This window comes from Geobacillus sp. CAMR5420, assembly GCF_000691465.1.
In the GTDB taxonomy this organism is placed as follows: Bacteria; Bacillota; Bacilli; order Bacillales; family Anoxybacillaceae; genus Geobacillus; species Geobacillus thermoleovorans.
In genome coordinates this window covers 54,645-80,690 of sequence record NZ_JHUS01000057.1, presented here as the reverse complement: position 1 = coordinate 80,690, position 26,046 = coordinate 54,645, and the positions used below count along the sequence as shown (strand labels likewise).

At 55.1% G+C, this 26,046-nt stretch carries 23 protein-coding genes; 16 read left to right on the top strand and 7 right to left on the bottom strand.

All coding sequences use genetic code 11. The annotated features are described in order from the left end of the window. Positions 1–190: 190 nt before the first annotated feature. Positions 191–745: a GNAT family N-acetyltransferase gene (locus DI44_RS02685; protein WP_025038906.1), complete on the top strand. Its 555-nt coding sequence runs from the start codon at positions 191–193 to the stop codon at positions 743–745. A gap of 105 nt (positions 746–850) precedes the next feature. After that, positions 851–1,042: a hypothetical protein gene (locus DI44_RS02690; RefSeq protein ID WP_021322722.1), complete on the top strand. Its 192-nt coding sequence runs from the start codon at positions 851–853 to the stop codon at positions 1,040–1,042. Positions 1,043–1,379: 337 nt separating this feature from the next. On the opposite strand, the gene DI44_RS02695 is transcribed toward DI44_RS02690, so the two are convergent. Both DI44_RS02695 and DI44_RS02700 read right to left on the bottom strand, forming a co-directional pair. After that, positions 1,380–2,006 carry a LysE family translocator gene (locus DI44_RS02695; RefSeq protein ID WP_033026070.1) on the bottom strand — a complete coding sequence of 209 codons (627 nt, stop codon included), beginning with the start codon at positions 2,004–2,006 and terminating at the stop codon, positions 1,380–1,382. Positions 2,007–2,136: 130 nt separating this feature from the next. Beyond that, positions 2,137–3,087: a cation diffusion facilitator family transporter gene (locus DI44_RS02700; protein ID WP_013144385.1), complete on the bottom strand. Its 951-nt coding sequence runs from the start codon at positions 3,085–3,087 to the stop codon at positions 2,137–2,139. A gap of 206 nt (positions 3,088–3,293) precedes the next feature. Here DI44_RS02700 and glgB point away from each other — a divergent pair, with 206 nt between their 5' ends. From glgB to DI44_RS02730, 6 genes are all read left to right on the top strand, one after another. Next, on the top strand, positions 3,294–5,303 hold the full coding sequence (gene glgB, locus DI44_RS02705; RefSeq protein ID WP_241766396.1) for a 1,4-alpha-glucan branching enzyme: 2,010 nt from the start codon (positions 3,294–3,296) through the stop codon (positions 5,301–5,303). Next, positions 5,185–6,354, top strand: a complete 1,170-nt coding sequence (locus tag DI44_RS02710) for a glucose-1-phosphate adenylyltransferase (RefSeq protein ID WP_015375685.1) — start codon at positions 5,185–5,187, stop codon at positions 6,352–6,354. The genes glgB and DI44_RS02710 overlap by 119 nt, the downstream gene beginning before the upstream one ends. Then, complete coding sequence (locus tag DI44_RS02715; protein ID WP_033026068.1) at positions 6,351–7,385, top strand: sugar phosphate nucleotidyltransferase; 1,035 nt, start codon at positions 6,351–6,353, stop codon at positions 7,383–7,385. The genes DI44_RS02710 and DI44_RS02715 overlap by 4 nt, the downstream gene beginning before the upstream one ends. Continuing rightward, entirely contained in the window at positions 7,382–8,839 is a 1,458-nt protein-coding gene (gene glgA / locus DI44_RS02720; RefSeq protein WP_015375683.1) for a glycogen synthase GlgA, read from the top strand. Before DI44_RS02715 ends, glgA begins: the two co-directional genes overlap by 4 nt. Further along, complete coding sequence (locus tag DI44_RS02725; protein WP_033026067.1) at positions 8,826–11,240, top strand: glycogen/starch/alpha-glucan phosphorylase; 2,415 nt, start codon at positions 8,826–8,828, stop codon at positions 11,238–11,240. The genes glgA and DI44_RS02725 overlap by 14 nt, the downstream gene beginning before the upstream one ends. 158 nt (positions 11,241–11,398) lie before the next feature. Next, positions 11,399–12,517: an RNA-guided endonuclease TnpB family protein gene (locus DI44_RS02730; RefSeq protein ID WP_033026062.1), complete on the top strand. Its 1,119-nt coding sequence runs from the start codon at positions 11,399–11,401 to the stop codon at positions 12,515–12,517. 217 nt (positions 12,518–12,734) lie between these two features. On the opposite strand, the gene DI44_RS02735 is transcribed toward DI44_RS02730, so the two are convergent. The 3 genes from DI44_RS02735 to DI44_RS02745 form a co-directional block, all read right to left on the bottom strand. Further along, on the bottom strand, positions 12,735–13,529 hold the full coding sequence (locus tag DI44_RS02735; protein ID WP_033026060.1) for a TIGR00266 family protein: 795 nt from the start codon (positions 13,527–13,529) through the stop codon (positions 12,735–12,737). 99 nt (positions 13,530–13,628) lie between these two features. Beyond that, positions 13,629–14,438 (bottom strand): yteA family sporulation protein, encoded by an 810-nt coding sequence (locus DI44_RS02740; protein WP_033026057.1) that lies wholly within the window; start codon positions 14,436–14,438, stop codon positions 13,629–13,631. Positions 14,439–14,523: 85 nt separating this feature from the next. Beyond that, positions 14,524–15,453: a 1,4-dihydroxy-2-naphthoate polyprenyltransferase gene (locus DI44_RS02745; RefSeq protein WP_033026055.1), complete on the bottom strand. Its 930-nt coding sequence runs from the start codon at positions 15,451–15,453 to the stop codon at positions 14,524–14,526. A gap of 167 nt (positions 15,454–15,620) precedes the next feature. Between DI44_RS02745 and DI44_RS02750 the strand changes: the two genes are divergently transcribed. From DI44_RS02750 to DI44_RS02765, 5 genes are all read left to right on the top strand, one after another. Further along, a complete protein-coding gene (locus DI44_RS02750; RefSeq protein ID WP_033026053.1) occupies positions 15,621–16,997 on the top strand; it encodes an isochorismate synthase in 1,377 nt (458 codons plus the stop codon). Beyond that, positions 16,990–18,723, top strand: a complete 1,734-nt coding sequence (gene menD, locus DI44_RS02755) for a 2-succinyl-5-enolpyruvyl-6-hydroxy-3-cyclohexene-1-carboxylic-acid synthase (RefSeq protein ID WP_033026051.1) — start codon at positions 16,990–16,992, stop codon at positions 18,721–18,723. Before DI44_RS02750 ends, menD begins: the two co-directional genes overlap by 8 nt. A gap of 11 nt (positions 18,724–18,734) precedes the next feature. Then, entirely contained in the window at positions 18,735–19,547 is an 813-nt protein-coding gene (gene menH, locus DI44_RS18845; RefSeq protein ID WP_033026049.1) for a 2-succinyl-6-hydroxy-2,4-cyclohexadiene-1-carboxylate synthase, read from the top strand. Beyond that, on the top strand, positions 19,548–20,366 hold the full coding sequence (gene menB / locus DI44_RS18840; RefSeq protein ID WP_011232345.1) for a 1,4-dihydroxy-2-naphthoyl-CoA synthase: 819 nt from the start codon (positions 19,548–19,550) through the stop codon (positions 20,364–20,366). 115 nt (positions 20,367–20,481) lie between these two features. Further along, positions 20,482–21,954 (top strand): o-succinylbenzoate--CoA ligase, encoded by a 1,473-nt coding sequence (locus tag DI44_RS02765; RefSeq protein ID WP_033026047.1) that lies wholly within the window; start codon positions 20,482–20,484, stop codon positions 21,952–21,954. A gap of 306 nt (positions 21,955–22,260) precedes the next feature. Here the strand turns inward: DI44_RS02765 and DI44_RS02770 are convergent, their stop codons facing one another. Together DI44_RS02770 and DI44_RS18325 are read right to left on the bottom strand one after the other, a co-directional pair. Beyond that, entirely contained in the window at positions 22,261–22,458 is a 198-nt protein-coding gene (locus tag DI44_RS02770) for a hypothetical protein (protein ID WP_011232343.1), read from the bottom strand. A 65-nt stretch (positions 22,459–22,523) separates the two neighbouring features. Next, entirely contained in the window at positions 22,524–22,685 is a 162-nt protein-coding gene (locus DI44_RS18325; RefSeq protein ID WP_081823194.1) for a DUF1540 domain-containing protein, read from the bottom strand. Between the two features lie 328 nt (positions 22,686–23,013). On the opposite strand from DI44_RS18325, the gene DI44_RS02775 reads away from it, so the two are divergent. The 3 genes from DI44_RS02775 (at position 23,014) to DI44_RS02785 (ending at position 26,036) form a co-directional block, all read left to right on the top strand. Continuing rightward, positions 23,014–23,304 carry a DUF2325 domain-containing protein gene (locus DI44_RS02775; RefSeq protein ID WP_013144398.1) on the top strand — a complete coding sequence of 97 codons (291 nt, stop codon included), beginning with the start codon at positions 23,014–23,016 and terminating at the stop codon, positions 23,302–23,304. An 18-nt stretch (positions 23,305–23,322) separates the two neighbouring features. Next, positions 23,323–23,811 (top strand): hypothetical protein, encoded by a 489-nt coding sequence (locus DI44_RS02780; RefSeq protein WP_013524470.1) that lies wholly within the window; start codon positions 23,323–23,325, stop codon positions 23,809–23,811. A 146-nt stretch (positions 23,812–23,957) separates the two neighbouring features. Next, positions 23,958–26,036, top strand: a complete 2,079-nt coding sequence (locus DI44_RS02785; protein ID WP_033026075.1) for a hypothetical protein — start codon at positions 23,958–23,960, stop codon at positions 26,034–26,036. Positions 26,037–26,046: the final 10 nt, after the last annotated feature.

Genomic DNA, 26,046 nt, shown 5'->3' with positions numbered 1-26,046 from the left:
ACAAAGTCTTGACTGACTCCGATTTTTTTATGAGTAGAAATGTTTCATAAGTATATGGCATAATCGTTGTAACATGTGGGTCCCTTGGGGAATCGATGATTTGATTAACGATGATCATGCAATTGTTCGCAATTGTTCGGGACCGTACACGACTTTTGGGCCGGGGAACAAAAAGCAAGGGGGATTTCCTATGGGAAACATCCAGCCAAGGCGGTTGGTGACGGCAAGCGGCCAACCGATTGTTATACGGACGGCATCGCCTGAGGATGCCGAGCGTGTCGTCGCGTTTGTGAAGGCGGTGGCGGCGGAAGCGCCGTATTTGTTGACGACAGAAGCGGAAGTGGTGACGACAAGCGAGCGGCAAAGGCAATGGCTGCAACAAATGGCTGATGATCCCGGAAAGCTGGCGATTGTCGCCGAGCAGGAAGGGGACATCATCGGGTTTTTGGATTTTCATAACGGTAATAAGCAGCGGACGAAGCACCAAGGGTCTTTCGGCATGAGCGTGAAAAACGGCTTTCGAGACCAGGGGATCGGCACGGCGTTGCTTGCAGCGCTCCTTGATTGGGCAAAAGAAAATCCTTTGATTGAAAAAGTTTGCCTCGAAGTCGTCGCTGACAACACGAACGCGATTCGATTGTATCAAAAGTTTGGATTTGTGGAAGAAGGCGTGAAGAAAAAAGCTGCAAAAATCGATGACGGGACGTATTGGGATTTGATTTTGATGGCCCGCTTTGTCAAGTAGGTTCGGCGGATGAGTGCGGGGAGATCGCTCGATGAGCATTTCCTTCCTTTCTATTGCGCCGGTTTGCGCTTCGGTGCGGCGGCCGGAGTGACAAGGAGGGAGAACGTGAGCGACAAGGGAATGAGGTTGTTGCCGCTTGGCGTCAGGCTCATGAAGCCGCAGCGGGAACAATACAAACGGATGGCGGCCTGCGAGAGAAAGGCCGCCATGTTGGTTTTGGTTGAAATGCCCAATCTTTTGTCATTTGGTCCCGATGTGCTGTTATTTCTGCCGTTGCTTCTCCTAGAAGACTTGTGATTTAAGGGGAAATGTTGCTCCCCAACAGCGTTTCTCAAATTGAAAAACCTTGCAACACCATAACTTTATCCCTTTCGACTTCTCGCAAATCGAGCGAATCCGTTGTTTTTCACCGGTCTTCTAGAAGGCCGGTGAATTAGTGAAAAGTCGCGAAAAACGGACTCTTCTCAAATTGAGAAGTCCTGTAAAATCAACGCCTCTCTTTCACCCAAAAGCAACGGATTCGGCGAAATCGGTCGTTTTTCACCAGTTCTCTAGGAGGCGCGGCGCTTTTTTGAGTAAAAGAGGTGTTGGGGGCTGCTCGCAGAAAGGAGCGGCCGCTCCTGGCCGCGCACCGCTACGAACGCTCGCTGAAGGCGATTTGAATGCCGATTAGGGCGAAGATGGCGCCTTTGAGCCAATGGATTCGCTTCGTGATGGCGGTGTTGGCCAAGAGCCAATGGCGCAGTTTTTCCGCGCCGATGCTCACCAAGGTGAAGACGGCGAGCGCTTGAGCGAGAAAGACGGCGCCAAGAAGCAACATCTGTTGCGGCACGCGGCCCGCTGACGGATCAACGAACTGCGGCAGGAGCGCCAAAAAGAAGAGCGACACTTTCGGGTTGAGCACGTTCATGACAATGCCTTTTTTGTACAGCGAGGCGTATGCCATTGGCTTCTGCCGCCCAAAGGCGAGACTGCTGTCTTTTTCGCGGAACGCCTGCCATGCCAAGTACAGCAAATACGCGGCGCCGGCGTACTTGACGATGGCAAACGCCAAGGCGGATTGGTAAATGACAGCCGAGACGCCAAGCGTGGCTGCGCTGATGTGGACAAGCAGGCCGGTGCACAGCCCGAGCGCGGTGGCGATGCCCGCCTGTTTGCCTTGGGACAGGCTTTGGGCGATGACGAACAAAATGTCTGGCCCTGGCGCTAACGTAAGCAAAACGGCGACGCCTAAAAACGCGAAGATCGTTCCGATTCCCATGAGGCATCCCTTCCTTCGGCATGATGACTCTATATGTTCGCCGCGGATCGTATTGATTCCTTTTTGTTTGAAAGGGAAAATGGACAAACGAAAAAGCCGCCCATGCCATTCAAAGCAGAGGCGGCATTTCCTATTCATGGGAAGCTTTTTTCTCCAAAAACGCCCGGCCATAGCGGCCATGGTCATGGAGCATGGCGTGCTCCACCTGGATGGTGGCGTGCTCGATTCCGTATTTTTCCTTCAACATTTCATTCACCGCCAAGATGACGCATAGCGGCTGGATACGTTCGTTGACAAACACATGAGCCGACAGCGAGTAATGGTCGGTTGAGATGGCCCATAAGTGCATGTCGTGCACGTCTTCGACCCCTTCGATCTTTCGAATATCGGCGCGGATTTGTTCGAGGTCGAACCCATCTGGCACGGCTTCCATTAAGATGAGATACGATTCGCGCATAATTTTCGCCCCGCCTGTGAAAATGATGGCGGCGATCACTAAGCTGATGATCGGGTCGAACACCGTCCAGCCGGTGAAGTAAATGAGCAGCGCGGAAACGATGACGCCGATCGAGCTAATCAAGTCGCCGATGAAATGCCAAAGGGCGCTCTGAACGTTCAAATTGTCTTCCTCTTTCGTGCTCCGGCTTAAGACGATGGTCAACGTCAAGTTGACGACGAGGCCGATCGCTGCGATCCCGAGCATGAGGCGAAAGTTGATCGGTTCAGGATGGAGAAAACGCTGAATGCCTTCCCATAAAATCCACAGCGCAATGACGGCCAACGTCAGCCCGTTCAAAAACGATGTGATGATTTCAAACCGCAAAAAGCCGAACGTAAACCGACGGTTCGGCGGGCGCGTCGCCATGTAGAGGGCGACCATGCTTAAGCCAAGCGCCAATACATCGGATGCCATATGGGCCGAATCGGACAAGAGGGCGAGTGAGTTGGAAATCAGTCCGCCAATGATTTCGACGGCGGTGAAAAACATGGTCAACAAAAGCGTCACCCAGAGCGCTTTTTTCGATTCATTTTGCGTTTTGACGTGCGGGAGATGATGAAAATCGTACAGTGTTGGAGCCATAATGCACCTCCGTTATTTATAATAATTATCAACTTATATATATTATAATATAAAAATCCGCCTGTGTGCAAATGAAATTTCGACATCCAGAAACAGCGGTTGTTGGAATTTGTCTAAAAATATAGACGAAGCATTCAAGGAATGAACCCTGCTACTGGCGAATAGGAATCAATGTTGTGTATGGCCATCATTTTGCTTCGGAAAGGATGCGATCCAGCTTGATTGCGGCGAATCCGACGGATTTGGAAGTGTATTTGTTTCATGAAGGCAGCTTGCATAAAAGCTACGAGCTGTTTGGCGCCCACGTGATCGATGAGGGCGGAAGGGCCGCCACCCGCTTTTGCGTCTGGGCGCCGCATGCGCGCGACGTGCGCCTGGTCGGCAGCTTTAACGGCTGGGACGGGGCGAAGTTCCGCCTCACCAAAGTGAACGATGAAGGAGTATGGACGATCGTTGTCCCGGAAAACTTGGAAGGGCATTTGTATAAGTATGAGATCGTCACGCCGGATGGGCGGGTGCTGCTGAAAGCGGACCCGTACGCGTTTTGCTCCGAATTGCGCCCCCACACCGCCTCGATTGTCTACGATCTGAAAGGATACCAGTGGAACGATCAGTCTTGGCAGCGGAAGAAGCGGCGAAAGCGGATTTACGAGCAGCCGATGGTCATTTATGAGCTCCATTTCGGTTCGTGGAAGAAAAAGGAAGGTCGTTTTTTGACGTACCGTGAGATGGCCGACGAACTTATCCCGTACGTGCTAGAGCGTGGATTTACGCACATTGAGCTGCTTCCGCTTGTCGAGCATCCGCTCGATCGTTCGTGGGGATATCAAGGGACCGGCTATTATTCGGTGACAAGCCGCTATGGCACGCCGCACGATTTCATGTATTTCGTCGACCGCTGCCATCAAGCGGGGCTTGGCGTCATCATCGACTGGGTGCCGGGGCATTTTTGCAAGGACGCCCACGGGCTGTACATGTTTGACGGCGCACCGACGTATGAATACGCGAATGAAAAAGACCGAGAAAATTACGTCTGGGGGACGGCGAATTTTGACTTGGGCAAGCCGGAAGTGCGCAGCTTTCTGATCTCCAATGCGTTGTTTTGGCTGGAGTATTACCATGTGGACGGGTTTCGCGTCGATGCGGTCGCCAATATGCTTTATTGGCCGAACAACGACCGGCTCTATGAAAATCCGTATGCGGTCGAGTTTTTGCGCCAGTTGAATGAGGCGGTGTTTGCCTATGACCCGAACGTCTTGATGATCGCTGAAGATTCGACCGATTGGCCGCGGGTGACGGCGCCGACGTATGACGGCGGGCTTGGCTTTAACTACAAGTGGAACATGGGCTGGATGAACGACATGCTGAAGTATATGGAAACGCCGCCGCATGAGCGGAAGCATGCACACAATCAAGTCACCTTTTCCCTCCTTTATGCGTATTCAGAAAATTTCATTTTGCCATTTTCCCATGATGAAGTTGTGCATGGCAAAAAATCGCTGCTCAATAAAATGCCTGGGTCGTACGAAGAGAAGTTCGCCCAGCTGCGCCTATTGTATGGCTACATGATGGCCCACCCTGGGAAAAAGCTGCTGTTTATGGGCAGTGAGTTTGCCCAGTTTGATGAATGGAAGTTTGAGGGAGAGCTCGACTGGGTGCTGTTCGATTTTGAATTGCACCGGAAAATGGACGAATATGTGAAGCAGCTGATCGCCTGCTATAAACGGTATAAGCCGTTTTACGAGCTTGATCATGATCCGAGGGGGTTTGAATGGATTGACGTTCATAATGCCGAGCAAAGTATTTTCTCATTCATCCGCCGGGGGAAAAAAGAAGGTGATGTGCTGGTCATTGTTTGTAATTTCACAAATCAGGCGTATGACGATTACAAAGTCGGCGTGCCGCTTTTGGCGCCGTACCGCGAAGTGCTGAGCAGCGATGCAGCGGAGTTTGGCGGATCAGGGCATGTCAATTCGAAGCGGCTTTCCGCTTTCCATGAGCCGTTTCATGGAAAACCGTACCATGTGCGCATGACGATTCCGCCGTTTGGCATTTCCATTTTGCGGCCAGTGCAAAAACGAGGGGAGAGAAAGCAGAATGAAGAAGAAGTGCATCGCCATGTTATTGGCCGGCGGGCAAGGAAGCCGGCTTCGCTCGCTGACGAAAAACATCGCGAAACCAGCCGTGCCGTTTGGGGGGAAGTACCGGATCATTGATTTTACGTTGAGCAATTGCACGAACTCGGGCATTGACACAGTCGGGGTGTTGACCCAATATCAGCCGCTTCTTTTGCACTCGTACATCGGCATCGGAAGCGCATGGGATTTAGATCGAAGAAACGGGGGCGTCACCGTCCTTCCCCCTTACTCCGCCTCGTCCGGCGTCAAATGGTACGAAGGCACAGCGAACGCCCTTTATCAAAATATGAATTATATTGAACAATACGACCCGGATTACGTTCTCGTGCTGTCTGGCGATCATATTTACAAGATGGATTACCAGCAGATGCTCGACTACCATATCGCCAAACAGGCGGATGCAACGATTTCCGTCATTGAAGTGCCGTGGGAAGAGGCGAGCCGATTCGGCATTATGAACACGAATGAAAACATGGAGATTGTCGAATTTGCCGAAAAGCCGGCCAATCCGAAAAGCAATTTGGCATCGATGGGCATTTACATTTTCAATTGGCCGTTATTGAGGGAGTATTTGCAAATCGACAACGCCGACCCGCATTCGTCGCACGACTTCGGCAAAGATGTGATTCCGCGGCTGCTTCGGGAGAACAAGCGGCTCGTGGCCTATCCGTTCAAAGGCTATTGGAAAGATGTCGGCACCGTCAAAAGCTTGTGGGAAGCCAACATGGATTTGCTCGATGAACACAATGAACTTGACTTGTTTGACCGCTCGTGGCGCATTTATTCGGTCAACCCGAACCAGCCGCCGCAATACATCGCTCCCGAGGCGGAAGTGAGCGATTCTCTCATCAATGAGGGATGCGTCGTGGAAGGAACGGTGGAGCGCTCAGTGCTGTTTCAAGGCGCCCGCATCGGCAAGGGAGCGGTTGTGAAAGAATCCGTCATTATGCCAGGGGCAACAGTTGGTGAAGGAGCGTATGTCGAGCGAGCGATCGTCACTCCGGAGATCGTCATCCCGCCGCATTCGACTGTGAGCCCGGGCGATGCTGATGATGACGTCGTGCTCGTAACGACCGAGTGGATCAAGCAACGGAATAAGGACACCGCAAGGAAGGATGGAGCACAATGAACAACAACATGATGTTGGGCGTCATCGACGCGACCACGTATATGGAGGCAATGGCGCCGCTTGTCGAGCAACGCTCAATCGCAGCGGTGCCGTTTGCCGGGCGGTATCGGCTCATTGATTTCGTGCTTTCAAGCATGGTCAACTCCGGCATTGAAAGCGTCGCGATTTTTCCGAAATACCAATATCGGTCGCTGATGGACCATTTAGGATCAGGGAAGAATTGGGATTTAAACCGAAAGCGGGACGGATTGTTTTTCTTCCCATCGCCGGACTTGTTGTTTTCCGGTGAGCGCCGGGTCGGGGCGTTTGCCCATTTTGAGCAGCATATCGACTATTTTTTGCGGAGTCGGCAAAAGTATGCGGTCATCGTCAATAGCTACACGGTGTGCAACATCGACTTTGACGCCGTCCTCGAGCGCCATATCGAACGCGGCTGCGATGTGACGCGAATTTGCCATCGCGGCGAGCCGCTGGAGATGTACGTGTTGGAGACGTCTCTTCTGCTTGATTTGATCGCCGGCTACAAAGACCACGGCTATCGGAGCATCGTCGATGTCATTCATGACGACCGCCATTCGCTGTCCATTTGCGACTATGAATACAGCGGGTATGCGGCCGTCATCGATTCGCTCGCCCGCTATTTTCAGGCAAGCATGGAGCTGCTTGACCGAAGCGCTTGGGAGCAGCTTTTTCTTCCATCGCGGCCGATTTATACGAAAGTGAAAGACGAGCCGCCGACGAAATACCGGCGGGAAGGGAATGTGAAGCGCTCGATGATCGCCAACGGCTGCGTCATTGAAGGAACGGTGGAAAACAGCGTCTTGTTTCGTTCCGTGAAAATCGGCAAAGGAGCCGTTGTGAAGAACAGCATCATTATGCAAAAATGCCAAATCGGCGATGGTTGTGTGCTTGATGGCGTCATCGTCGACAAAGACGCGAAAATCGAACCGGGGGTCGTTTTGCAAGGGACGGCGGAGCGGCCGTTTGTCGTTCGCAAAGGAACGGTGCAAGGGGAGGTCGTGAATCGATGAACGTGCTGTTTGCCGTATCAGAATGCGCCCCGTTTGCCAAATCGGGAGGATTGGCCGACGTCGCCGGCGCGCTGCCGAAAGAGCTGCGCCGGCTTGGCGTCGATGTCCGCGTCATGTTGCCCAAGTATGAAACAATCGCTTCAAAGTGGAAAGAACGAATGGACAAAGTGGCGGAGTTCGTCGTGCCAGTCGGGTGGCGCCGCCAGTATTGCGGCGTTGAGGAGCTCGAGCATGACGGGGTCGTCTATTACTTGATCGACAACGAATACTATTTCAAACGGCCGCAGCTGTACGGCCATGATGACGACGGCGAGCGGTTCGCTTATTTTTGCCGGGCGGTGCTGGACGCGCTTCCGGCGATTTCGTTTCAGCCCGACATCATTCATTGCCATGACTGGCACACCGGCATGATTCCGTTTTTCTTGCGCGAGCAATACCGTCATGATCCGTTTTATGCGGATATCTGCACGATCTTTACGATTCACAACTTGCAGTTTCAAGGGCTGTTTCCGCGCGGGATTTTAGAGGATTTGTTGAATTTGGACGGACGGTATTTCACCGTCGACCATCTCGAGTTTTACGGAAGCGTCAGCTTTATGAAAGGGGCGCTTGTCGCCTCCGATTTGATCACGACGGTCAGCCCGACGTACAAAGAAGAGATTCAAACCGCTTATTACGGCGAGCGGCTTGACGGGCTGTTGCGGGCGCGGCGGGATGATTTGCTTGGCATTTTAAACGGCATTGACGACGAGTTTTACAACCCGGAAACCGATCCGTTTTTAGCGGCGACCTATAGCGTACATACGCGGGAAAGAAAAAAACTCAACAAGCGCGCCCTGCAGCGGCGGTTCGGTCTGCCAGAGCGGGATGATGCGCCCGTTGTCGCGATGGTGACGCGAATGACGGCGCAAAAAGGGCTCGATTTAGTCACGTGCGTCTTCCATGATCTGATGCAGGAAGAGATGCAGCTTGTTGTGCTTGGAACGGGGGATTGGCGGTTTGAACAGTTTTTCTCGCAAATGGCGGCGGCCTATCCGGACAAAGTCGGGGTGTACATCGGCTTTCACGAACCGCTCGCCCATCAAATTTATGCGGGCGCGGACTTGTTTTTAATGCCGTCATTGTTTGAACCGTGCGGGCTGAGCCAAATGATCGCGCTTCGGTACGGGACGATTCCGATCGTTCGGGAAACGGGCGGGCTGAACGATACGGTGCAATCGTACAATGAATTCACAGGAGAAGGGAACGGGTTCAGTTTTACGAACTTTAACGCCCACGACATGTTGTACACGATCCGCCGGGCGCTGTCGTTCTACCGCCAGCCATCTGTCTGGGAGCGGCTCATGGAGCGGGCGATGCGCGGCGATTACAGCTGGCGCCGGTCGGCGAGGGAGTATCGAAAAGCGTACGAACAGCTGAACAAAAAGGGGGAAGACGCGCTTGTTCGCGGATAAAGAAACGTTTCAACGGGCGTTTGTGGCGCGGGTCGAGGCGTTGTGCGGCAAACCGTTTGCCGAATCGACGGCGCGCGATCATTATCACGTTCTCGGCCAGATGGTGCGCGAACATATCAGCCGCCATTGGATCGCGACGAACGAGCGCTGCCGGGCGGAGCGGCGGAAGCAGGTGTACTATTTGTCGATCGAGTTTTTGCTCGGCCGTTTGCTCGGAAGCAACTTGTTAAACCTCGGCGTCCGCCCGATGGTCGAAGAGGGGCTTCGCGAGCTCGGCATCCGCCTCGAAGACGTCGAGGAATGCGAAACGGACGCTGGGCTTGGCAACGGCGGGCTGGGGCGGCTCGCCGCCTGTTTTCTTGACTCGCTCGCCACATTGAATTTACCGGGCCACGGCCATGGCATTCGCTATAAACACGGGCTGTTTGATCAAAAAATCGTTGACGGCTATCAAGTCGAGCTGCCGGAGCAATGGCTGCGAAACGGGAACGTTTGGGAAATCCGGAAAGAAGAGCTGGCGGTCGAAGTTCGCTTCTGGGGAAGGGTCGAGGTGTCGGAACAAAACGGCCGCCTTGTGTTCCGCCATGTCGACAGCGAAAACGTGATGGCTGTGCCGTACGATATGCCGGTCATCGGCTTCGGGACGAACACGGTCAACACGCTCCGGCTTTGGAGCGCCGAGCCGGCGAAAACGTTCCCGCTTCATAAAGATGTGATGCAATACAAGCGGGAGACGGAAGCCATTTCGGAGTTTTTGTACCCGGACGATACGCACGATGAAGGCAAACTGCTGCGGTTAAAGCAGCAGTATTTTCTCGCCGCCGCCAGCCTCGGCAGCATCACTCGCGCCCATCGCCGCCAGCACGGGAGCTTGCGCCGCCTCCATGAATATGTCGCCATTCATATCAACGACACGCACCCGGTGCTCGCGATTCCGGAGTTGATGCGCATTTTGCTCGATGAGGAAGGGATGAGCTGGGAAGAGGCTTGGCACATTACGACCCATACGATCGCGTACACGAATCATACGACGCTGGCGGAAGCGTTGGAGAAATGGCCGATTCGTCTGTTTCAGCCGCTGTTGCCGCGCATTTATATGATTGTCGAGGAAATCAACGAACGGTTTTGCCGCGAGCTGTGGGAACGTTATCCCGGCGATTGGGGGCGGATTGAACAAATGGCCATCGTCGCCCACGGGATGGTGAAAATGGCGCACTTGGCCGTCGTTGCGAGCCATAGCGTCAACGGCGTGGCGAAACTGCATACGGAGATTTTGAAACAGCGGGAGATGCGCTTGTTTTACGAATGGGCGCCGCACAAGTTCAACAACAAAACGAACGGGGTGACGCACCGGCGCTGGCTGTTGAAAGCCAACCCTGAGCTGTCGGCGTTGATTACGGAAACGATTGGTCCGCGCTGGATCCGCGAGCCGGAAGCATTGATTGAGCTGAAGTCTTATGCTTCCGATCCGGCGTTTCAGCAGGCGTTAGCTGCGGTCAAACAGCAGCGGAAGATGAAGCTTGCCAAGCACATTTCCGAAAAAACGGGCATTGTTGTCGACGAATCGTCGATATTTGATGTCCAAGTGAAACGGCTGCACGCTTATAAACGGCAGTTGTTAAACGTTTTGCACATTATGCATTTATACAATCGGCTGAAAGAAGACCCGCGTGTTTCGATCCACCCGCGCACGTTCATTTTCGGAGCGAAAGCGTCGCCAGGCTATTACTACGCCAAGCGGATCATTAAGCTCATCCATTCGGTGGCGGATCAGGTGAACAACGATAAACGGACGAACGAGCAACTGAAGGTCATTTTTTTGGAAAATTACCGCGTATCGCTCGCGGAAGAAATCATTCCGGCCGCCGATGTGAGCGAACAAATCTCAACAGCCAGCAAAGAAGCGTCCGGGACGGGCAACATGAAGTTTATGATGAACGGCGCCGTTACGCTTGGCACGCTGGATGGAGCGAACGTCGAAATCGCGGAAGCCGTCGGGGAGGACAACATGTTTTTGTTCGGGCTGACGGCCGATGAAGTGCTCCGCTACTACGAACACGGAGGCTATCGGGCGCATGAGTATTACCATCATGACAAACGGATCAAGCAAGTTGTCGACCAGCTCATCAACGGCTTTTTCCCTGATGTCGGCGACTACTTTGAGCCGATTTACGACTCGCTGTTGGCGCAAAACGACGAATATTTTGTGCTGCGCGACTTTGCCGCCTACGCCGAGGCGCACGAGCGGGTTGAAGAGGCTTACCGCGATCCGGCGCGCTGGTGGCGGATGAGCGCCGTCAACATCGCGCATTCCGGCCGTTTCGCCAGCGATCGGACCGTAGCGGAATACGCCGCCGAAATTTGGGGTCTTTTGCCGTCGGGGGAACGTTTCTCAACTTAGGAAAGGACGTTGGAAAGGACGTTTTTGGGCTGCTTTTTCATCGTCTTTGGCGAGGAGACCCCCACTTCAACGACCAAAGGGAGTAAGTGGGGGAGGAATCGCTTTTTTGTGTTTTTGTATCACTAAAAAATATATTTAGTGAAAGAGAGGTGAGACAAATGGACATGACGTTAACAGCCAAAATCAAAATTTACCCAACAGCGGAACAAGCAGAAGTATTGAAAGCCACCCTTTCCGCTTATCGACAAGCGTGCAACGCTGTGTCTGTTGTGATTTTTGACACAAAAGTGCTTGCACAAGCCAAGTTACACGACATGACCTATCGTCTACTTCGATCAAACTACGCTTTGCGTTCGCAAATGGCGCAATCTGTGATTAAAACGGTGATCGCTAGATACCGTTCCCTAAAAAGCAATGGTCATGAATGGACATTGGTTCGCTTTAAAAAGCCTGAATATGATCTCGTTTGGAATCGAGATTATTCGCTTGTTCAAGGCGTATTTTCTGTCAATACACTAGAAGGACGAATCAAAGTGCCATTCGAACCAAAAGGCATGGAACAATATTTTGATGGCTCATGGACGTTTGGCACAGCCAAACTCGTCTACAAGCATAACAAATTCTTTTTGCACATCCCCATGACCAAAACAATTCCAACCGTAGATGAACACAACATTCGCCAAGTGGTCGGTGTTGATGTAGGGGTTAACTTTCTTGCAACAGCTTATGATTCGCAAGGGAAAACGATCTTTTTTAACGGACGAAAAATCAAGCATATGCGTGCCAAGTACAAACGAATGCGAAAAACCCTCCAGCAAAAAGGGACGGCTTCTGCGCGTCGGAAGTTGAAAACAATCGGACAACGAGAAAACCGTTGGATGACGGATGTGAACCATGCTGTCACGAAGGCACTCGTTCGTCAATATGGAGAACGTACCCTTTTTGTATTAGAAGATTTAACAGGCATTCGTGAAAAAACAGAACGTGTACGTATCCATGACCGATATGAAACCGTATCGTGGGCTTTCTATCAGTTCCGTCAACTGTTAGAGTATAAGGCACGTTTGCATGGGTCAAAAGTGATTGTGGTTGCTCCGCATTACACCTCTTTGACATGTCCAAAGTGCGGGCATACGGAAAAAGCCAATCGAAACAAGCGTACACACACCTTTTGTTGCCGAACATGCGGATATACCTCAAACGATGACCGCATTGGTGCCATGAACCTTCAACGAAAAGGAATAGAGTACATCGTTGAAGGAACGACACAGGCATGACCTGCGTCGTTGGGCAGTTGTCAACCTGCCCCTGATGCAACCCCAAGTCAAGGAAGGAGGACCAAGTCCGCTCGCACTTCTGGGGAGTTGCAAGCCCCCACTTCAAGCGTTAGCGAAGTGGGGGTAGTTGACTCAATCATCGTCCTTTTAGGGAATTTCGAGGGAGAAGGCATAAAAGCAAAAGGGCGTTCCGTTTGGCCGGAGCGCCCTTTCTCGCTTAGTCGTCGCCGTCGAGCCAGTCGCCGATGCCGCCGAGGATGCTGCCTTCGCCGACCGACCGTCCGCCGGCGCTCGGGGCGGCAGCGAGGACGCGGTCAGCGAGCCGGCTGAACGGAAGCGACTGCACCCACACTGCTCCCGGACCGGTGACGGTGGCCAAAAACAATCCTTCGCCGCCGAAGAAGGCGGTTTTGATGCTGCCGACATATTCAATATCGTAGTTGACGTCTTTCGTCATGGCGACAAGGCAGCCGGTGTCAATGCGAAGCGTTTCCCCGGGCTGCAAGTCGCGGCGGTGGATCGTTCCGCCGGCGTGCAAAAAGGCAAGCCCGTCACCTTCCAACTTTTGCATAATAAACCCTTCGCCGCCGAAAAAGCCAGCGCCGAGTTTGCGCTGAAACTCAATGCCGACGGAGACGCCTTTTGCCGCACACAAAAAGGAGTCTTTTTGGCAGATGAGCTTCACGCCAAGTTTGCTCAAATCGACCGGGATGATTTTTCCCGGATACGGAGCGGCGAAGGCGACGCGGCGCTTGCCGCTTCCTTGGTTGGTAAACACGGTCATGAACAAGCTTTCGCCGGTGAGCAGCCGCTTCCCCGCGCCGACAAGGCGGCCAAGCAGCCCTTTTCCGGACGAGGAGCCGTCGCCAAATACGGTTTCCATGACGATGCCGTCATCCATCATCATCATCCCGCCCGCTTCCGCGACCACGCTTTCGTATGGGTCGAGCTCGATTTCGACAAACTGCATGTCATCGCCGTACAGCCGGTAATCGATCTCATGTGCGTTCATCATTTCGCCTCCATTAGGATCATATAACGTTCTGCTCTGTACTACGGAAAACGGCATTGGCCTGTTTCACAAAAAAGACCATCTTGCCGATGGCCTTTTTCATGGAGTCGTTTCCCCAAAATGCTGCTGGGACGGTCTTTCATCGTACCGGCGGTAGCTGTCTTTCGATGTATACGGGTCTTTTTCATACGCCGGCAAATCGCCGATGTTCGACATGATGCCTTCGTCATCCAATATGTTTTCCAGCAGCTCATGCTCCCGTGTCGGGTACACACGTACGCGTTGGCCATGCAAATCGACGGCCGCGAAATTTTCCAAGTCTTCGACATAGCCGACGTTCTCTTCCGACTCGGCATACACTTCGCTGTAGGAATCGACGTTTTTGCCAAGGTCCGAAGGGGTGTCGGACGTGCCGTAGCGGGCTACTTCCTGCCATGCATCTTCCGCGTCGTAAGCGACCGATTCCGCGCGGTCATCGAAATCGAATTTGCCAAACGGCGGCATCAGCACGCCCTCTTCAAGCGGCCGCTTTTGCGACACCGTTTGATCCGGGCTGTGCTCACGGCAGTAGAGTGCTGTTGGCAACGCTTCGAGCCGTTCGTATGGGATCGGACGACCGCATACGCAGCACGTTCCGTATGTGCCGTCGACGATGGCGCCAAGCGCCTGTTCAATCTCGCGAAGTTCGCGCTCGGCATGCTCCTTTAGGGCGAGATCTTTTTCCCGCTCATACAGCTCTGTCGCCTCATCGGCCGGATGGTTGTCGTAGCTCGCCAGCTCACCGACCGCATCGTGAGCGTGGCTGCGGATCATGCCGAAATGGTCGTTTTGCTTCAGCCGGTCTTCCGTCTCCCGTTTCATGTCGAGCAGTCTTGAGCGGAGGGCGGCAAGCTGTTCGTTCGTCAGCATCAGTCGCAATCCCTTCCTTCGCAGTAGCGTCTATATGATGTAGTATGGGCGAAAATCAAAAAAAAACACGGTCATGTTGACCGTGTTACAGCCAATGGGCAATGAGCAAGCCAGCGGCGAGCAAAAAGCCGAACTGCGTATTCGTTTGCGCCGTCGCCTTCATCGCCGGCATCATCTCGATCGGCTTGATTTTGCCGATAAATCCGCGCGTCGCCGCAACCGCTTTCGGGATGCTCAACAGCGCAAGCAGCGCCCAAGGCGGAACGATGTGAAACAGAACGAGGGCGGCCGTCCAAAGAAAGGCAACGGCGAACATGGCAGCGAGCAGGCGGATGGCCCAGTTGCGGCCGATCAAAATCGCGAGCGTCTTTCGCCCTTTTTCACGATCGCCGTCCAAGTCGCGAATATTGTTCGCCAGCAAAATGGCGCCGACCAAAATCGCGATCGGAATGGCGGTGAGCACGGCACCGCCGCTGATATAGCCTGTTTGGATGAAAAATGAAATCAAAATAATGACAAAGCCCATAAAAAACCCAGCCGCCAGTTCGCCAAACGGCGTATAGGCGATCGGAACCGGCCCTCCGGTGTAAAAATAACCGGCCGCCATGCAAATCGTTCCGACAACGGCGAGCCACCAGCTGCTTTCGGCGCAAATGTAGACGCCGATGAGCATAGCCAACCCAAGACAGCCAACCGCCAACGCCAGCACCGTTTTCGGCTTGAGGCCGTCGCGGACGATGGCGCCGCCGATGCCGACCGATTCCGCGGAATCGAGGCCGCGTTGATAATCGTAGTATTCGTTGAACATGTTCGTCGCGGCTTGAATCAACAAAGAGGCGATCATCATCGCGGCAAACAGCAGCCAATTGACAGACGTTTCGCCCATCGCCAGCACCGTGCCGACGCATACGGGCACAAACGCCGCCGTCAACGTATGCGGGCGCGTCAGCCGCCAAAAGACGCGCCAGTCGCGGCGCGCCGGCGGGCGATGGTCCATATGTGTGAATGATTGCATATTCATTCCCCTTAGATTCTGTGAAAATGTCATTCGTTTATGTCCAAAATAAGTGTAGGCAAACGTTGAAAGCATGTCAACCCTTCCCGATAGATAAATGATTTCCTATTATATATAATGGGAAGTGGGGATGGAGGGGGAATTTTACGACAGAAAGCGTGAGGAACGTGGCGATTGGATTTCGACATCACCTGCAGCAACAATTGCATAGATTGGCGGTGAATGCAGCGCGGCCGTTTGTCAGCTGGGCGGAACCGTGGGAGGGCGTTGATCCGGTTTCTTTTTTTATGCAAGGGCCGTCATGCGGCTTCCGCGAACGGTTTTTTTGGGCGGATCGAACCGGAGGCACGATATTGGTCGGCCTCGGCTCCGTTTATGCGATCGAAACGGAGAAGGCCGACAGCCGGTTTGATGACGTGGAAGCGGGCCGGCGCCGATGGGAGAAGGAGATGGAGCCATACGGCGCGGCCGATGCGCCGCCGTTATTGTTTGGCGGATTTTCGTTTGACCCGTATCGGCCGGGCACCGACATGTGGCGCGGCTTTCCGGCCGGGAAGCTCGTGGCGCCGGCCGCGCTTCTTGCCGTAAGAAACGGCAAAACGACGTTGACCGTCACCATGCCGACCCATCAACAGGGAAGGGATTGGGAGCGGGTCGGGCGCTTGCTTGAGCGGATCAGCGACCCCATGGCCGCTCCAAAGCGGCTTCCGCGCCTTGTGTCAGACGAAGAAGAAGAGAAAGAACGATGGTTGGCGGCTGTTCGCGAAGCGATCGCCTCGATTCGGGCGGGGGCGTTGGACAAGGTGGTGCTCGCCCGCGCTCGGCGCCTGGCGTTTGCCAAAACGGTGGATGCCGCGGCCGTACTCCAGCGGCTTCGCGAGCAGCAGCCGTTTGCTTACATTTTTGCGTTTGAACAGGACGGCCGCTGTTTTATCGGGGCTTCCCCTGAGCAGCTTGTCCAAAAAGAAGGGAAAACGTGCCGGTCGGTTTGCCTCGCCGGATCGGTGCGCCGCGGGGCCGCTATGGAGGAAGACGAGCGGCTTGGCGCTTGGCTGCAGGCGGATCGAAAAAACAACGAAGAACATCAGTTTGTTGTGCAAATGATCGGCCGCTTGTTTTCTTCCGTCTGCGAGACGGTCGAGATGCCGCCCGCGCCGCAGCTGCTCAAGCTGCCGCACATCCAGCATTTATGCACTCCGGTTGTCGGCCGTGGCTGCCGCGAGCGCTCGGTGCTCCGCTTAGTGGAAATGATGCATCCGACACCCGCGCTCGGCGGAACGCCGCGCGATCGGGCGCTGGAGGTGATCCGCGCCCTTGAGCCGCTTGACCGCGGATGGTATGCAGCGCCGATCGGCTGGGTGGATGGCGACGGCAATGGAGAATGGGCGGTCGCCATTCGCTCCGCCTTGCTCGCCGGGAAGGAAGCCATGCTGTTTGCCGGTTGCGGCATTGTGGCGGATTCCGATCCTGACAGTGAATATGAAGAGACGAACGTCAAAATGGCCCCGATGTTATCGGCGTTGGGAGTGATGAACGATGGCTGATGCCTTGTCTGTTTATGTAGCGGCATTGGTGGACGGATTGGCGGAGGCCGGGGTGACGGAGGCGGTGATCAGCCCCGGTTCGCGCTCGACGCCGCTTGCGATCGCGATGGCGGCCCACCCTGGCTTGCGACTATATATGAATATCGATGAGCGGTCGGCCGCGTTTTTCGCCCTCGGCTTGGCGAAAGCGAAGCAGCGTCCGGTCGCGCTCGTATGCACGTCCGGAACGGCGGCGGCCAACTATGGGCCCGCGGTTGTCGAGGCATACTATTCGCGCGTGCCGCTCGTGGTGCTGACGGCCGACCGGCCGCATGAACTGCGCGATGTCGGGGCGCCGCAGGCGATTGATCAGCTGCACTTATACGGACGCTACGCCAAGTGGTTTGTGGACTTGGCGCTGCCGGAAGAGGCGGATGATATGCTGCGATACGCGCGGACGATGGCGGCAAGAGCCGTCCAAACGGCCGCCGGTGCACCGTGCGGGCCTGTGCATGTGAACGCGCCGTTTCGCGAGCCGCTTGTCCCGCATATCGATGAGGCGGTTTGGGAGCGGGTGCGGTCTGTTTCGAGAGCGCCGCAAGTGTGGCACGGCCGCCCAGCGCTGCCGCAAGAGAGCGTATCGGCGCTGTATGAGCAGCTGTCGGCGGCGGAACGCGGGGTGATCGTCTGCGGGCCGCTCGATCGCCCTGGGTTTGCCGAGGCGGTCACAGAGTTGGCGCGGGCGCTTGATTTTCCGATTTTGGCCGATCCGCTTTCCCAACTGCGTGCAGGTACGCATGACAAAACGTATATCATCGACAGCTATGACGCCATATTGCGGGAAGAAACCGCCGCTTCCAAGCTTGTTCCAGATGTGGTGCTTCGGTTCGGCGCCATGCCGGTGTCGAAGCCGCTCTTTTTATGGCTGAAGCGCCATCGCGCGATTCGTCAAATTGTTGTCGACGACGGCGGCTGGCGCGATCCGACGTTGTCCGCGGACAGCTTCGTTCAGAGTGATGAATGGATTCTTTGCCGCCAGCTTCTTGAATGGGCGAAACCGAAAGAAAACAAAAGCGCGTGGTCGGCGATATGGCGCGAGATGAACGCGATCGCCCGCGCGGCGCTTGAGCGCCATCTGCCGAAAGAAGAATGGTTTGAAGGGAACGTGTTCACGGAGCTTGCCGATTTGCTTCCAGCCGGGGCGGCGCTGTTTGTCGGCAACAGCATGCCGATTCGCGATGCGGATACGTTTCTCTTTGCGACGGACAAGCCGCTTCGCGTTTTGGCCAACCGCGGCGCCAACGGCATTGACGGAGTCGTCTCGAGCGCCTTGGGCGCAAGCGTTGCCGCGAACCCGCTTGTGCTGGTGATCGGCGACTTGTCGTTTTACCACGATTTAAATGGCTTGTTGGCGGCGAAGATGCATTCGTTGTCAGCTACCATTGTGTTGTTGAACAACAACGGCGGCGGCATTTTCTCGTTTTTGCCGCAGGCGCGCCATAAAGGGGCGTTTGAAACGCTGTTTGGCACGCCGACGGATTTGTCGTTTGCCCACGCCGTCGAGATGTACGGCGGCCGCCATACGGTGCCGCACAATTGGGCGGAGTTCCGCCGCCATGTATCGGAATCGCTGTCGTCAGGCGGGCTTCATGTCATTGAAGTGCGCACGTCGCGCGCGGAAAATGTCCGAATGCATCGATTGTTGTGGAACGAGGTTGCCCGGGAAATCGCGAAATGTCTCGAATGAAGAGGATTGGCATGACCATGATGGTGAATGGGGTTTGTTACCATGCGGAACAATACGGAGAAGGAGAGCCGCTTCTGTTGCTTCACGGGTTTACGGGCAGCGCGGACACGTGGCGGCCGCTCGCCCCGTTTTGGCCGGACTTCCGTGTGATGGCCGTCGACTTGTTGGGCCATGGGCGGACCGAGGCGCCAAAGGACGCCCGACGGTATCGGATCGAACACGCGGCGGCTGACTTGGCGGCGCTCCTTGACGAATGGGGCGTCGAACAAGTGAACGTGCTCGGATACTCGATGGGCGGCCGGCTCGCGTTGGCGTTCGCCGTTTGGCATCCGCACCGCGTTCGCCGCTTAGTGCTGGAAAGCAGTTCGCCCGGCTTGAAGACAGAGGAGGAGCGGCGCATGCGGCGGGGAGCGGATGAGGCGTTGGCGCGAAAGATCGAAACGGAAGGCGTCCGTGCTTTTGTCGATGATTGGGAAAAAATCCCGCTGTTTGCCACTCAGCAGGCGCTTCCGGATTCGGTGCGGGCGGCGATTCGCCGCGAGCGGCTCCGCCATACGGCAACGGGGCTTGCCAACAGTTTGCGCGGGATGGGGACCGGCGTGCAGCCGTCATTTTGGGAGCGGCTTGGGGAACTTGACATGCCCGTGCTCCTTGTTTGCGGGGAGCGCGATGAGAAGTTTTGCCGCATCGCCGCCCAAATGCACGAGCGGCTGCCCAACAGCGAACTTGTCTGCGTTCCGGATGCTGGACATGCAATTCACGTGGAACAGCCCGGCATTTTTGCTAAAATAGTAAGTGAATTCATAACAAAGGGGGAAGTGTAAATGCCGTTTGAATGGGTGAAGCAGTACGACTATGAGGACATTATTTACGAAACGTACAACGGCATCGCCAAAATTACGATCAACCGTCCGGAAGTACATAACGCGTTTCGGCCGAAAACGGTGAACGAGATGATCGATGCGTTCACAAAAGCGCGCGATGATTCGAATATCGGCGTCATCATTTTGACCGGCGCCGGCGGCAAGGCGTTTTGCTCGGGCGGGGACCAAAAAGTGCGCGGCCATGGCGGCTATGTCGGCGAGGATGAAATTCCGCGCCTCAATGTGCTTGATTTGCAGCGGCTCATCCGCGTCATTCCGAAGCCGGTCATTGCGATGGTCGCCGGCTACGCCATCGGCGGCGGGCATGTGCTTCATGTCGTCTGCGATTTGACGATCGCCGCGGACAACGCCATTTTCGGCCAAACGGGGCCAAAAGTCGGCAGCTTTGACGGCGGCTATGGCGCCGGTTATTTGGCCCGCATCGTCGGCCATAAAAAGGCGCGGGAAATTTGGTATTTATGCCGTCAGTACACGGCGCAAGAAGCGCTCGAAATGGGGCTGGTCAACAAAGTCGTGCCGCTTGAGCAGCTTGAAGAAGAAACGGTCAAATGGGCGCAAGAAATTTTGGAAAAAAGCCCGACGGCCATTCGCTTCTTAAAAGCGGCATTCAACGCCGACTCCGACGGCTTGGCCGGCATCCAACAGCTCGCCGGCGACGCGACGCTTCTCTTCTACACGACCGAAGAGGCGAAGGAAGGAATGCGGGCGTTCAAAGAAAAACGGAAGCCGGACTTCAGCCAATTCCCGCGCTTCCCGTGATGAGAACGAAGAAGCAGCTTGATGGCGCGTCAAGCTGCTTTTTGTCGCTTTTCCGAAGGGAGGAATCCTTTCGCTGGCCGTCGGCGGAGGAGGGGGCAAGAAAGGAGGACGCTAGATGACAACGATGCCAAACTGGCTGAAGCAGCGGGCGTTTTTAACCCCGGAGCGAATCGCCGTGAGCGACGGGCGGCGGACAAAAACGTTTGCCGAATTGTATGAAGCGGCTGCCGTCTGGGCGCGGCGCCTCGCTCAAGCAGGCGTCAAGGAAGGAGATATTGTCGCCTTGCTGATGAAAAATCGCATCGAGATGATCGAGATCATCCATGCGTTGTTTTTTCTCGGCGCCCGCGTCCTGCTGCAAAACGTGCGCCTTACGTCCTATGAGCTTGGCTGGCAGCTTGATGACAGCGGCGCGCGGCTTGCCATCGCCGATGAGGAGCTAGCCGGGAGCTTTGACGGCGACGGACGCGTTCTGACTGTGGGCGCGGTTGCCGCGCTTCCGGAAGTGGACGTCTCCTTAAAAGAAACGTGCGATTTGGAGGAAGTCGCCACGATCATGTATACGTCCGGGACGACCGGCACTCCGAAAGGCGTCTTGCAAACGTACGGCAACCATTGGTGGAGCGCGGTCGGTTCGGCGCTCAATTTAGGCTTGCATGAGCGCGACTGCTGGCTGGCCGCCGTGCCGCTGTTTCATATCAGCGGCCTGTCGATCGCCATGCGCAGCGTCATTTATGGCATGCCGATGCGGCTGCAAACGTCATTCGACCCAAAGGAAGCGAACGAATGGATCATGCGCGGCGACGTGACGATCATGTCGGTCGTGGCTGCCATGCTTCAGCGGATGGTGGCCGAGCTCGGGGAAGCGCGCTACCCCGATACGTTCCGCTGCATGCTGCTGGGGGGCGGGCCGGCGCCGCGCCCGCTGCTTGAGGCATGCAAAGAAAAGGGCATCCCGGTGTACCAGACATACGGGATGACGGAAACGGCGTCGCAAATCGCAACACTCGCGCCGGAATACAGTTTGACGAAGCTCGGTTCGGCCGGCAAGCCGCTTTTTCCGGCGGAGCTTTGCATCCTAAAAGACGGAAAGCCGGCTGCGCCGCATGAAGCGGGGGAAATTGTCGTCAAAGGGCCGAATGTGACAAAAGGATATTGGCAACGCCCGGAAGCGACGGCGCAAGCGATCCGCGGCGGCTGGTTTTTTACCGGCGATATCGGCTATCTTGATGAAGACGGATTTTTGTACGTCCTTGACCGCCGTTCTGACTTGATCATTTCCGGCGGCGAAAACGTCTATCCCGCTGAGGTGGAGGCGGTGCTGCTGTCGCATCCCGATGTGGAAGAAGCCGGGGTGACGGGCGTCGAGAATGAAACGTGGGGGCAAGTGCCGTATGCGTTCGTCCGCCTGAAACGCGGAGCGTCGCCAGACGAAGCGGCCCTTCGCGCGTTTTGCCGCGAGCGGCTGGCGAAATATAAAGTGCCGGCCCGCATTTACTTCGTCGACGAACTGCCGCGCAACGCCGCGCAAAAACTGCTGCGACGCGAACTGAAAAGGCTCATTCCAAAAACGGAACAAACCTTTTGATAGGAGTAAAAACGCCTGTTCGGAAGCAGAAAAGGCAGGGCCTCGCCTAAGTCGAGGTTCCTGCCTTTTTGCCGCTGCCATTCCCGCGGCGTTCCGACCGGGAGGCATGGCGTTCGCCGAATCGAAGCCCTTGCTTTTAGACCGCTGCGATCCAGCTTCATCCATCCGCTTTGTCCCCTGTTGGAGGAAGGCAGTCAAACGTCATCCCTTGCACGGCCGATTTCCATCGCGCAGATGGAAACATAGGGATGGCCATCCAACGATGTTTTTTGCTCCACCTGGCGTTTGTTCCGAAATGGACGGCCCTCAAACGTCATCCATCCACCCGAGTTCAGCGGCCCGATGGGCGATGAGCCGTTCAATCTCAGGTGGGAGCTGATCAAACGAACCGAACTCATAATCCCACAAACGGGCGAAGGAGTCGATGCAAGCTGGGTATGTTCCTAAAGCGGCCCGCTTCATTTCCGTTTGCAGCGCTTGAATGAGGCTGGCGCGTTTGTCCATCGTCATCCCCCTCGAACGATGCAAGCGCCGCCCGGTTGGCCGGGCAGCGCCTCGTTGGTCTCGCATCATGCTTTATGGGCCGGAACAAACGTTTTGCAATCTGTTTCCGTGGAATCAGACGCCATGTTTCCGGCATGGCTGACCACATAAATGGACTCCGCGCTGCAGCGGTTCCCTTCCGCCCAATAATGGCAGTTGCGCACTTCGCAAAGAACATCTTTCGCCATGGTCATCCCCCTTGTCGTGATGAAATCGCCCGCGTCTATAGTTTGACGCATTTGCAGGCATTTTATCCATCTCTAACCGAGAAGACTCCCGCTTCCATGATCAACGGAAGCAGGGGTAATCGGCGGCTTCCATCATGGTTGTTCTCCCACGCCGCCCCAAATATAAAAGAAGGACTTCGCGCAGAAATGGCGTTTCCTTCTTTACCATCGTTGAAGCGGGGGCTCATCGCCCCAAAAAACGATGAAAATATCTCTTGTTATAATTGACATAGAAAATCATTCTCAATTAAAATAAAAAAGAAAGAAGCGAGCAAAGGAGGCTTTCGTGATGGCATCACTGCTTGTTGTCGGAGCCGATCATTTAGGCCATATTACCGATAAATTGGAGCGTTCCGGATTCCGGGAAATCATTCATCTCAATGGACGAAAAGTGAATATGGTGAAACGCGACATTCCGGAGCATGTCGACGCCATATTGGTCATGATCGATTACGTGAACCATAATTTGGCGAAGAAAGTGAAAGAGAAGGCGAAAAGCAAAGACAAGCCTATTTATTTTGCGAAACGGTCATGGAGCTCGATAAACGCGGTGTTGGAGCAGCTGGGAAAACATGCATGAACAAACAGGAGGCGAGCCATGGTGCCTATCCATCACGAGACGTTGGATGTCTGGCCGTATGCGTTGCGCCGGTTTCTTCGCCGCGTCATTCAAGCGTATTGCGACACCGCCCCTTCGCTGCGGTCGCCGCTTTGCTTGCTTCGGTTGATTGATCAGCACCGTTCGCTCCTTCCTTTGTCGATGTTTCCGACGCCGTTGCATTACGGACTTGTGTTGGCCAAGGTGACGGATCATTTGCTGCAGTTTTTCGGTTCGATGGAAGAGGCGGCATGCAAGCCGCTGCTGCTGGCGGACGGCGGATTGGGCGAAGAAGCGGATCGGGAGTTGTACATCGTTTACCGCGACCGGGTTCGCGTGTTGCTGTGGTGTGAGGAAGAGGAAGCCATTCGGCGATGCAAAGAAACGGCGTCGTCCTTATGCCGCAAAACAATCGGACGTTGTCCGAACGAACTGGAATGCTGCTTTTTATGGACGGGCGGACGCCGCATTGAGTGGATTCCGGCTTGAGGGAAGGAGAAAGAGGCATGAAAAGCGTCTTTCTCGGGTGGAATGTGATGGAACGGATTCCGGCTTGAATGAAGGGGATCGCCGGCGTATAATGAAATAGGTTGAAAATGAAAATCGTTATTTTTAAAAAAATGGGGGAGCAAGTCATGAAACGCATGCCTTGGAAAGTCATGGCCACGTCGGCGGCGGCCTCGCTGCTTTTGGCGTCCGGCTGTTCCGCCGTCGGGGAGAAAGAGAACGGCCGTTCAGCGGAAGCGCCGCGCCTGCACGTGCCGGTGGCGGACGATCATTTTGATACGGCCGGCAATATGTTTGCCTACTCCGAATTTGAGCTGTCCGGAGAGCCGTTGGCGGAAGGGCTCGGGCTTGATTTGGACACCCTTGATGCGAGAAAGCCGGATGAGCCGACGAAATTTGACTATACGGCCGGCATCGAGTCATACGAGTATTCCGAAGAGGCGATGTACGAAGTGACGGAAAAGTCAGGGCTCGGGCTCCATCTCATAAACGGCCCGATCGCCAAGCAACGGGCCGAACAGCGGCATCAGCCAGCCGATCAGGCGCTCGCCGACCGTTTTTATGAGCTTGCGGACAGCGTCGGCTATCCGCGCGAGGAAATTTTCCGCAACATGTTCCCGACCTTCATCGAGTACGCCGGCGGCGATCCGCATTATGCGCAAAAGGTTGACACGGACGTGTACGCGGAAAATGATGACGGTACATACGTTCCCGTCTATCAAGTCGATTTCCAATCGCTTCGTTGGGATCGCGGAAAAATGGACAAAGTGCTCACGCCATCGGCTTACGGCGGCGTCTTTTTGAAGCAAGCGCTTTGGGCCGGCGACTTTTTGGGGAATTTTCATCAAAAAGACAGCGATGAAGAGGTGGAGGCGAAAACGCCAAACGACGATCAAAGCGGGAACATCGCTCTTGGCGTCAGCTCCGCCGACGGGATGCAAGGGATGATTTTGACGGAACAAATATGGAACAAGCTGGCTTTTATCCGTGACCATTTATTTTATGATGCGAAGCAACAGGCGTTGACGAAGGCAGCCGGCAGCCGCTACAACCCAAGCGGGGGATTCGTCTATTTGCCGCACGCGGTGGAAGTGGCTGAAGGGGGAAGCGAGCTGGCGCCGGATGCGGCGAAGTTGGTCGTCAAAGATCCCCGCAGCTTGCTTGAGGACCAATGGCTCATGCTATGGCCGGCGGCGGAGTTTTTCGGCATGACCGACCAGCGGCCGGAAAACAAAAACCAAAACCCCGCGTTTTTGGCCGTGTTTGACGGAAAACCGTTCCCGAAAGCGGCAAAAGAAAATGTGGATGCCGATCCAGCCAACGACCGCGTGGCCGACGACCCGTATTCCGTCAACCGCGACGTGCTGCTGCAAGTGTTCCGCAACATCGATGCCATGCATTTCAATGAAAAAGCGGGCGCGTTTGTGACAGAACATGACGGGCGAACGCAAGGAAATCGGGTCGATACGTTCCAAGCCGGCTATACAATGGAAGCGCTCCGCATCTTCGAACGGGCGATTGACGGGATGCCGGTCGGCTATGCGAGCGGAGAGAGCGCCAAAGGGCTTGGCACGCCGGAAGGAAAGCGGGCGCTTGAGCTCATCCGCCGGCAAGCGGATTTTATCATGCACAACTTGATGCGAAAAGACGGGCTTGTCGCCAACGGCTATACGATCGGCCAAGGGCCGGATCAAGACGAGCCGACGCTTCTTGCCCAGCTTGGCGCGATCCGCGGGCTGACGGCGGCGTTTTTGGCGACGAAAGACGAAGCATACCGCGATGCGGCGCGCCGTGTTTATGAGGCAATGGACAAACATTTTTGGGATCAAAAATGGCACGTGTACCATACGGGAGAAAAAGAGGACAAGTACACCCCGTGGCTCGCCGGCGCGTTGTCGGGGGTGTTCCGCGTGGCCTTGCAAAACTTGAACAACGACCAAGCGGATGAGACGGCGAAATCCCTTGACCGCGAAACGATCATCTCCCGCTACGTCGACTTTTACGACCGGATCGTCGATGGCCCGACGCTTCAGGAAGGGATGCAGGCAAGTGAGTTTTGGGATACGGGAGATGTCTACATCAAAGGGAAAAAATTGGGCAACACTGACCGCGACCATGTCCCGCAAGTGCAGGCGGCCGGCGGCCCATACGGCGTGGCGCCGGTGTTGCGGACGGTCAAGGTCAACGTTGGATCCGCCAACAAATAACAGAAAGAAA

Excerpts from the sequence above, each read along its gene's own strand:
- DI44_RS02695 (WP_033026070.1), bottom strand. The coding sequence starts at position 2,006 with ATGGGAATCGGAACGATCTTCGCGTTTTTAGGCGTCGCCGTTTTGCTT.
- DI44_RS02735 (WP_033026060.1), bottom strand. The coding sequence starts at position 13,529 with ATGAACGCACATGAGATCGATTACCGGCTGTACGGCGATGACATGCAG.
- DI44_RS18325 (WP_081823194.1), bottom strand. The coding sequence starts at position 22,685 with ATGGCGAAAGATGTTCTTTGCGAAGTGCGCAACTGCCATTATTGGGCG.
- menB (WP_011232345.1), top strand. The coding sequence starts at position 19,548 with ATGCCGTTTGAATGGGTGAAGCAGTACGACTATGAGGACATTATTTAC.
- DI44_RS02700 (WP_013144385.1), bottom strand. The coding sequence starts at position 3,087 with ATGGCTCCAACACTGTACGATTTTCATCATCTCCCGCACGTCAAAACG.
- DI44_RS02715 (WP_033026068.1), top strand. The coding sequence starts at position 6,351 with ATGAACAACAACATGATGTTGGGCGTCATCGACGCGACCACGTATATG.
- DI44_RS02685 (WP_025038906.1), top strand. The coding sequence starts at position 191 with ATGGGAAACATCCAGCCAAGGCGGTTGGTGACGGCAAGCGGCCAACCG.
- DI44_RS02770 (WP_011232343.1), bottom strand. The coding sequence starts at position 22,458 with ATGGACAAACGCGCCAGCCTCATTCAAGCGCTGCAAACGGAAATGAAG.
- DI44_RS02730 (WP_033026062.1), top strand. The coding sequence starts at position 11,399 with ATGGACATGACGTTAACAGCCAAAATCAAAATTTACCCAACAGCGGAA.
- DI44_RS02780 (WP_013524470.1), top strand. The coding sequence starts at position 23,323 with ATGGTGCCTATCCATCACGAGACGTTGGATGTCTGGCCGTATGCGTTG.
- DI44_RS02710 (WP_015375685.1), top strand. The coding sequence starts at position 5,185 with ATGAAGAAGAAGTGCATCGCCATGTTATTGGCCGGCGGGCAAGGAAGC.
- glgA (WP_015375683.1), top strand. The coding sequence starts at position 7,382 with ATGAACGTGCTGTTTGCCGTATCAGAATGCGCCCCGTTTGCCAAATCG.
- DI44_RS02765 (WP_033026047.1), top strand. The coding sequence starts at position 20,482 with ATGACAACGATGCCAAACTGGCTGAAGCAGCGGGCGTTTTTAACCCCG.
- DI44_RS02745 (WP_033026055.1), bottom strand. The coding sequence starts at position 15,453 with ATGCAATCATTCACACATATGGACCATCGCCCGCCGGCGCGCCGCGAC.
- menD (WP_033026051.1), top strand. The coding sequence starts at position 16,990 with ATGGCTGATGCCTTGTCTGTTTATGTAGCGGCATTGGTGGACGGATTG.
- menH (WP_033026049.1), top strand. The coding sequence starts at position 18,735 with ATGACCATGATGGTGAATGGGGTTTGTTACCATGCGGAACAATACGGA.
- glgB (WP_241766396.1), top strand. The coding sequence starts at position 3,294 with ATGCGATCCAGCTTGATTGCGGCGAATCCGACGGATTTGGAAGTGTAT.
- DI44_RS02740 (WP_033026057.1), bottom strand. The coding sequence starts at position 14,438 with ATGCTGACGAACGAACAGCTTGCCGCCCTCCGCTCAAGACTGCTCGAC.
- DI44_RS02785 (WP_033026075.1), top strand. The coding sequence starts at position 23,958 with ATGAAACGCATGCCTTGGAAAGTCATGGCCACGTCGGCGGCGGCCTCG.
- DI44_RS02775 (WP_013144398.1), top strand. The coding sequence starts at position 23,014 with ATGGCATCACTGCTTGTTGTCGGAGCCGATCATTTAGGCCATATTACC.